Raw genomic sequence first — 7,810 nt, forward strand, 5'->3', positions numbered from 1 at the left:
TTCCACACGGATCTCGCGGAAGCCGAAGGCGGTGGTGTCGAAGATCTTCGAAACTTCGGAATGCTCCGATCCGCCGTCGCCCCGCCGGTGACGCCGGGCATGCCCGCCGCCCCGGTGACGCCGCCCGCACCGGCGGTGCCCGAGGCGCCTGCGCCGGAGCCTGCCCCCGAACCGGAGCCCGCCCCCGAACCGGAGCCTGCTCCGGTAACGCCCGAGCCCGAAAAACCCGGGCTGCTGGGCCGTCTCTTCGGCAAGGGCAGTGCCGCCGCGCCACGCCGCGAGCTCGACGACGCGATGCTGGAGCGGCTCGAAGAGCTGCTGATCCAGTCCGACATGGGCGTGGAGACGGCGCTGCGCGTCACCGCCAACATCGCCGAGGGGCGGATGGGCCGGAAGCTCTCGGTGCCCGAGATCAAGGACCTGCTGGCGGGGGAGATCGCCCGGATCATGGAGCCGGTGGCGCGGCCCATGCCGCTTTATGCCAAGACGCCGCAGGTGGTCCTCGTCGTCGGGGTCAACGGCTCGGGCAAGACCACGACCATCGGCAAGCTCGCCAGCCAGTTCCGCGAGGCTGGCAAGTCGGTGGTGATCGCCGCCGGTGACACGTTCCGCGCGGCGGCGGTCGAACAGCTGCAGATCTGGGGCGACCGCGCCGGCGTGCCGGTGATGACCGCGCCGCAGCGCACGGACCCCGCGAGCCTCGCGTTTGATGCCATGACGAAAGCGCAGGCCGATGGCGCGGATCTTCTGCTGATCGACACCGCCGGACGCCTGCAGAACCGTCAGGACCTGATGGAGGAGCTGTCGAAGATCGTCCGCGTGATCCGCAAGAAGGACCCCGACGCGCCGCACAACACGCTTCTGGTGCTCGATGCCACGACCGGGCAGAACGCGCTGAACCAGGTCGAGATCTTCCGCAATATCGCCGATGTCTCGGGCCTGGTGATGACCAAGCTCGACGGCACGGCGCGCGGCGGCGTTCTGGTGGCGCTGGCCGACCGTTTCGGCCTGCCGATCCATGCGATCGGGGTGGGCGAGCAGATCGACGATCTGGCACCCTTCGACCCCGAAGAGTTCGCCCGCGCGCTCACCGGTGCGGAGGGCGATCTGGCCTAGTCGTGCCAGCCCAAGAGCCGCTCGACCTCTCGCAGCAGCATCAGCACCACGACCACCAGCACGCTCGCCATCGCGGCGAGCGGGATCTGCCCCGCACCGCAACCCAGGCCCACCGCGCCCGCGAGCCAAAGCGAGGCACCGGTGGTGATATTGCGCACCTCGCCCTGGCTGGTGAAGATGATCCCGGCGGCGAGGAAGGCCACGCCCGAGGTCACCGCTTCGATCAGGCGGAGGGGATCGATCCGCTTGTCGTCGACGCCACCGAAATCGAGCTGGGTGACCTCCTGGCCCAGCATCACGAAGAGCGCCGCCGCGAGGCCCACCAGAATATGGGTTCTGAGCCCCGCAGGCTTGCCGCGCCACTCGCGCTCCACCCCTATCAGCCCCGTGAGCAGGATCGCGGCCGTCAGGCGCATCGCGGCCACCCATGGGCCGGTGGCGCGGAACCCCGAGGCAAGATCGGCCTGCAGCGCTTCGAACATGAATCGCGGACTCCTTTGACGTTTTCGTGATAACGATGTGTCACAAGAGCTTGTTCCTCGTGGAGGCCCTGTCGGGAGGCTCTGGCCGAACGCCCGCACGATGCGTATGACTGGCCGCGCTGACGGCGCCGCCCGCGCCGGATGGGAGAGCGAGAATGGCGAAACGCGAGATCAACCCCTGGCTCAAGCAGGCGCTGGAACTGGGCCCGACGCTGGCCTTCTTCCTCGTCTACCTGCGGCTCAAGGAGGACAGCTTCGTGATCGCGGGGACCGAATATTCGGGCTTCATCCTCGCCACGCTGATCTTCATCCCGATCCTGCTCGCGGCCATGGCCGCGCTCTGGGCGCTGACCGGGGCGCTGAGCCGGATGCAGGTCTTCACCGCCTTCATGGTGATCTTCTTCGGCGGGCTGACCGCGTGGTTCAACGACGAGCGGTTCTTCATGATGAAGACCACCATCGTCTACGGCCTCTTCGCCGCGATCCTCGGGGCGGGGCTGGCGCTGGGCCGCAGTCCGCTCGAATGGGTGATGGGCGAGGCGCTGCCGATGCGCCATGAGGGCTGGCTCAAGCTGACCCGCAGGTTGGCGGCGATGTTCGCGGTACTGGCACTCGCCAACGAGGTCGTCTGGCGCACCCAGTCCGAGGAGATGTGGGTCAAGATCGAGACCTTCGCCTTTCCGGCGGTGCTCTTCGTGTTTCTGTGGCTGCAGATCGCGGCGCTGCAAAGCTACATGATCCAGACCGAGGACTAGACCCGCCTTCGAGCGCACAAGGACCGCCGGCGCCGAAAGGCTCCGGCGGTTTCGCGTTCAGCGCTGCCCGAACATGTGCTCTTGCTGCTCGCGGTTGGCCGTGCCCTGCCGCTTGTCGAGATGCAGCGCCACGCCGCGTGCGGTGGCGGGGCGGGCCTCCAGCGCGTCGAGCCAGCGGCGCATATGGGGGAAGTCCTCGATCCTCTGCTCCTGCCGCGCCCAGAGCCGCGCCCAGGGAAAGCAGGCCATGTCGGCGATGGTGAAGTCCGCCCCGGCCACGAACTCGTGCGAGGCGAGCTGGCCGTCGAGCACGCCGTATAGCCGGGCAACCTCCGCGCGGTAGCGGTCCTTGGCATAGGGGATGTCCTGCGGCGGCGTCAGGCCCGGGGCATAGTGCAGGAAATGATGCGCTTGCCCCGCCATCGGGCCAAGCCCTCCCATCTGCCACATCAGCCATTGATCGACTGCGATGCGCGCCCGCTCCGTCGCGCCGCAGAAGCGGCCGGTCTTGCGGGCGAGATATTGCAAGATTGCGCCGCTCTCGAACAGCGAGATCGGTGCGCCGTCCGGCCCCTCGGGATCGGTGATCGCGGGCATCCGGCCATTGGGCGACAGCGCGAGGAATTCGGGTCGGCGCTGGTCGCCCGCGCCGATATCGACGAGATGCACCGAGTAGGGCAGGCCCATCTCCTCGAGCGCGATGGAGACCTTCCAGCCGTTGGGCGTGGGCCAGTAATGCAGATCGATGGGGGCGGACATGGACGGCTCTCCTGCTGTGACGGGGCGAGACTGGCAGTTGGGACGATGAATGCAAGCGGCGGCCGCGCGGGAGGGCCCGCTTGACCGAAACCGGGGCGGGGGCTATCGCGACGTCAGACAGGGGGCCCCGTCCGGGGGGCTGCGCCGCAACAACCGGGCCCGGAGGCCAGAACATGACCGAGTATCGCAAACGCACCCGTGCCGTTCACGCAGGCTCGCGCCGCAGCCAGTATGGCGAGGTGAGCGAGGCGATCTTCATGACGCAGGGCTTCGTCTACGACAGCGCCGAGGCCGCCGAGCAGCGCTTTCTCAAGATCGAGGGCGACGAGTTCATCTATGCCCGTTACGGCAACCCGACGGTCAAGATGTTCGAGGACCGTCTGGCGAGCCTGGAGGGCGCCGAGGCCGCTTTTGCCTGCGCCTCGGGCATGGCCGCGGTCAACGGTGCGCTGACCTCCATGCTCAAGGCCGGCGATCACGTCGTCTCCGCTCGGGCGCTGTTCGGCTCTTGCCTCTACATCCTCGAAGAGATCCTGCCGCGCTACGGCGTCGAGGTGACCTTTGTCGACGGCAAGAACATCGATGAATGGAAGGGTGCGATCCGCGAGGACACCGCGGCGGTGTTCTTCGAGAGCGTCTCGAACCCGGCGCTGGAGGTGGTCGATATCGGGGCCGTCTCCGAGCTGGCCCATGCGGTCGGCGCCAAGGTGGTCTGCGACAACGTCTTCGCCACGCCGGTCTATTCGGACGCCATCGCCCAAGGGGCCGACGTGGTGGTCTACTCGGCCACCAAGCACATCGACGGGCAGGGCCGGGCGCTGGGTGGGGTGATCCTCGGCACCGAGGAGCACATCCGCAGCACGGTCGAGCCCTACATGAAGCACACCGGCGGCTCGCTCTCGCCCTTCAACGCATGGCTGATGCTCAAGGGGCTCGAGACCATCGAGCTGCGCGTCAAGGCGCAGACCGAGAGCGCCGGGCGCATCGCCGAAGCGCTGGCTGAGGAGGCCAAGCTGACGCAGGTGCTCTACCCCGGATTGCCCAGCCATCCGCAGCACGATCTGGCGCTGCGGCAGATGGGGGCGGGCGGCACCGTTGTCGTATTTGACGCAGGTTCGCGCGAAGCTGCGTTCAAGCTTCTGAATTCTCTCGACATCGTGATCATTTCGAACAACCTTGGCGATGCCAAGTCAATCGCCACCCATCCGGCCTCGACCACGCATCAAAGGCTGCCGGAGCCTCAGAAAGCGGCGCTTGGAATCACACCGGGTCTGATCCGGTTGTCTGTCGGGCTCGAGGATGCCGAAGATCTGATCGAGGATCTGAGACATGCCATCGCGGCCATCTGAGCCCGGACAAACCGGGCCGGGCGGACGGCCGGGGGCCTGAACTTCACTCGCAGACCTCCTATATGGTGGGGGTCGACCCGACCGGAGGATCTCCCTCGTGACACAAGCCACTCGCGATCTGCATCGCGCCCAAACGTCCCAACCCGTGCCCGACCGCGATGACGCGGCCACGGCGCTGCGGCTGCTGCGCAGCTGGGCGGCGCATGCCACGCCAGAAGAAGTCGCCGCGCTCGACCCGATGGTCGGGCGGCTGGTGCCCGGGCAGGACGTGTCGAACTACCCGGCGCTGGCGCGCGCCTACCCGGAGGATTTCGTCGTCGACGAGGCCTACCGCGCGATGCTGCCCGATCTGCAGAACGGCCCCTCCAGCCTGATCCGCGGCGCGGCGCGGGCGATCCAGCATGTCGGCATCTCGAACTTCCGCCTGCCGATCAGGTTCCACACCCGCGACGGCGGCGACATCGCGCTCGAAGCCAGCGTGACCGGCACGGTCAGCCTCGAGGCCGAGAAGAAGGGCATCAACATGTCGCGCATCATGCGGTCCTTCTACCGCCATGCCGACAAGACCTTTTCCTTCGACGTGATCGAGGCGGCGCTGGCCGATTACATCGCCGATCTCAAGAGCTTCGACGCGCGCATCCAGATGCGCGTGCGCTTCCCGATGCTGCGCCCCTCGCTGCGCTCCGGCCTGTCGGGCTATCAATATTACGACCTCACGCTCGAGTTGGTGGAACAGGCCGGTGTGGCCAAGAAGATCATCCACCTCGATTATGTCTATTCCTCGACCTGTCCGTGTTCTCTCGAACTTTCCGAGCATGCGCGCCAGTTCCGCGGCCAGCTCGCCACGCCGCATTCGCAGCGTTCGGTGGCGCGGCTTTCGGTCGTGGCCCAGCCCGGCCCGGTGCTGTGGTTCGAGGATCTGGTGGAAATGGCGCGCGCCGCCGTGCCCACCGAGACGCAGGTGATGGTCAAACGCGAGGACGAGCAGGCCTTTGCCGAGCTCAACGCCGCCAACCCGATCTTCGTCGAGGACGCGGCGCGGCTTTTCGCCGAGCAGCTGATGGCCGATCCGCGCATCGGCGATTTCCGCGTCATGGCCAGCCATCAGGAAAGCCTGCACAGCCACGACGCGGTGAGCCTGCTGACCGAAGGCGAGACCTTCGCGGCCGAAAGCCTCGATCCGCAGCTCTTCGCGAGCCTGCTGCACGCCGGCTGAGGCGGCAGCGCCTGCCGGTGCCGCGGCAGGCGCGCCACGTTCCGTCGCGGGCCCGCCCCCTTCGCTTGACAGGGCAGGGGGGCTGGGCCAACGCTCCGGCATGATCGACCTGCGCCCCGTCGGATATGTGAACGGCCTGTTGCTGGCAGTGCTGGGCCTGACCATGCTGGGCCCGATGCTGGCCGATATCGCGGCGCAGAACGGCCATTGGCCGGTCTTTCTCGAAAGCGCGGTGCTGACGCTGCTCACCGGTATCCTGATGGCGCTGTCGTGCCACAATGGCGTGAAGCCCAAGCTGACGCTGCGCCAGACCTTCCTGCTGACCTCCTCGGTCTGGATCGCGCTGCCTTTCTTCGGGGCACTGCCCTTCATGCTGGGCGCCACGGGGGCCAATGTCACCGATGCGGTGTTCGAGGCGATGTCGGGCATCACCACCACCGGCGGCACCGTGCTCAACGGGCTCGACGATCTGCCGCACGGCATCCTGCTGTGGCGCGGCATCCTGCAATGGCTCGGCGGCATCGGCATCATCGTCGTGGCGATGGTGTTCCTGCCCGAACTCAAGGTCGGCGGCATGCAGGTGTTCCGCTCGGAGGCCTTTGAGACGATGGGCAAGATCCTGCCCCGCGCGGCCGAGATCGCCAGCGGCATCGCGGGGATCTACGTCGGCATGACGCTGGCCTGCATGCTGGCCTACATCACCGCCGGAATGGAGCCCTTCGACGCGGCCGTGCACGCGATGACCACCATCGCCACCGGCGGCTTCGCCAATTCGGATGCCTCCTTCTCGGGCTACGGCGCAGGGGTGCATTACGTCGCCTCGGTCTTCATGTTCCTCGCCGCCTTGCCCTTCGTGCGCTACGTGCAGCTGGCCGCGGGCCAGGCGCGGCCCCTGCTGCGCGACACGCAGGTGCGCGATTTCTTCCTGACGATCATGGCGAGCGTGCTGCTGATCTCGCTGTCGCTGGCCGATTACAGCCATGGCTTCACCGAGATCGCCTTCCGCGAATCGCTGTTCAACGTGATCTCGATCATGTCCGGCACCGGCTATGCCAGTGCCGACTACATGGGCTGGGGGCCGTTCCCGGTGGCGATGTTCTTCTTTCTGGGGTTGATCGGCGGCTGCGCGGGCTCGACCGCTTGCTCGGTCAAGATCTTCCGCTACCAGATCCTCTTCGCCTCGATCGCGGCGCAGATCCGCAAGATCCACCAGCCCCATGGCGTCTTCACGCCGCGCTATGACGGTCGCCCCGTCCCCGCCGACGTGCTGTCCTCGGTCATGTCCTTCTTCGTGGTGTTCATCGTCTCGATCGGCATCACCTCGGTACTGTTGTCATTGACCGGGCTCGATTTCATCACCAGCGTCTCGGGGGCGGCGACCTCGATCGCCAATGTCGGCCCCGGCCTTGGCCCGATCATCGGCCCGGCGGGCAATTTCGCGCCGCTGCCCGAAGCTTCGAAGTGGATCCTCATCATGGCCATGTTCATCGGCCGGCTCGAACTGCTGGTGGTTCTGGTCGTCGTCACCCGCGAATTCTGGAGGTCGTGATGCAGCAGATCCGCCGCCCCCTCGGGGTGCAACTGGCCCGGGCCTTGGCCGAGCACGGCGTCGAGGTGGTGTTCGGCATCCCCGGTGTCCACAACCAGGAGATCTACCGCGGTCTCGACGCGGCCGGGCTGCGTCATGTGCTGGCGCGTCACGAGCAGGGGGCGGGTTTCATGGCCGACGGCTATGCCCGCGCCACCGGGCGGCCCGGCGTGGCTTGCGTGATCTCGGGACCGGGACTGTGCAACCTGATGACGCCGCTGGGGCAGAGCTGGTCGGACAGCGTCTCGGTGCTGGCGATCTCCTCGTGCCTGCCGGGTGGCGGCCCGGCCGATCACCGGCTGCACGAGATGCGCGACCAGCGCGGTGCCGCCGCGGCGGTCACGGCCTGGTCCGAGGAGGCGCGCGACGCCGAGCACGCTTATGCGCTGCTCGACCGCGCCTTCGTCGGTTTCGGCGAGCGGCGTCCGCGGCCGGTGCATCTGCAACTGCCGATCCCGCTGCTGGAAGGAGAGGCGCCCGCGCCGCCGCCCGCCGTGCGGCCGCAGAGCCCCGCCGCGCCCGATCCCGGCCTCGTCACCCGCGCC

The 7,810-nt window shown here is 67.6% G+C and carries 8 protein-coding genes; 6 read left to right on the forward strand and 2 right to left on the reverse strand.

Annotation, left to right across the window (positions count from 1 at the left end):
* The coding region (gene ftsY, locus NHG85_RS01250; RefSeq protein WP_253329039.1) for a signal recognition particle-docking protein FtsY at positions 1-1,116 on the forward strand (1,116 nt) is incomplete at its 5' end.
* Here ftsY and NHG85_RS01255 read toward each other — a convergent pair.
* Positions 1,113-1,598: an MgtC/SapB family protein gene (locus NHG85_RS01255; RefSeq protein WP_253329040.1), complete on the reverse strand. Its 486-nt coding sequence runs from the start codon at positions 1,596-1,598 to the stop codon at positions 1,113-1,115. The genes ftsY and NHG85_RS01255 overlap by 4 nt on opposite strands.
* A gap of 155 nt (positions 1,599-1,753) precedes the next feature.
* Here NHG85_RS01255 and NHG85_RS01260 point away from each other — a divergent pair, with 155 nt between their 5' ends.
* Positions 1,754-2,353: an inner membrane-spanning protein YciB gene (locus NHG85_RS01260; RefSeq protein ID WP_253329041.1), complete on the forward strand. Its 600-nt coding sequence runs from the start codon at positions 1,754-1,756 to the stop codon at positions 2,351-2,353.
* Between the two features lie 57 nt (positions 2,354-2,410).
* Here the strand turns inward: NHG85_RS01260 and NHG85_RS01265 are convergent, their stop codons facing one another.
* Entirely contained in the window at positions 2,411-3,112 is a 702-nt protein-coding gene (locus tag NHG85_RS01265; protein WP_253329042.1) for a glutathione S-transferase N-terminal domain-containing protein, read from the reverse strand.
* 173 nt (positions 3,113-3,285) lie between these two features.
* Here NHG85_RS01265 and metZ point away from each other — a divergent pair, with 173 nt between their 5' ends.
* From metZ to NHG85_RS01285, 4 genes are all read left to right on the forward strand, one after another.
* Complete coding sequence (gene metZ, locus NHG85_RS01270; RefSeq protein ID WP_253329043.1) at positions 3,286-4,461, forward strand: O-succinylhomoserine sulfhydrylase; 1,176 nt, start codon at positions 3,286-3,288, stop codon at positions 4,459-4,461.
* Between the two features lie 97 nt (positions 4,462-4,558).
* Entirely contained in the window at positions 4,559-5,677 is a 1,119-nt protein-coding gene (folE2, locus tag NHG85_RS01275) for a GTP cyclohydrolase FolE2 (protein ID WP_253329045.1), read from the forward strand.
* 100 nt (positions 5,678-5,777) lie between these two features.
* Complete coding sequence (locus tag NHG85_RS01280) at positions 5,778-7,226, forward strand: TrkH family potassium uptake protein (RefSeq protein WP_253329047.1); 1,449 nt, start codon at positions 5,778-5,780, stop codon at positions 7,224-7,226.
* Positions 7,226-7,810 (forward strand): thiamine pyrophosphate-binding protein (locus tag NHG85_RS01285; RefSeq protein ID WP_253329049.1); only part of this gene is annotated, 585 nt, incomplete at its 3' end. The genes NHG85_RS01280 and NHG85_RS01285, both read left to right, overlap by 1 nt.

It is taken from the genome of Limimaricola litoreus, from assembly GCF_024159025.1.
In the GTDB taxonomy this organism is placed as follows: Bacteria; Pseudomonadota; Alphaproteobacteria; order Rhodobacterales; family Rhodobacteraceae; genus Limimaricola; species Limimaricola litoreus.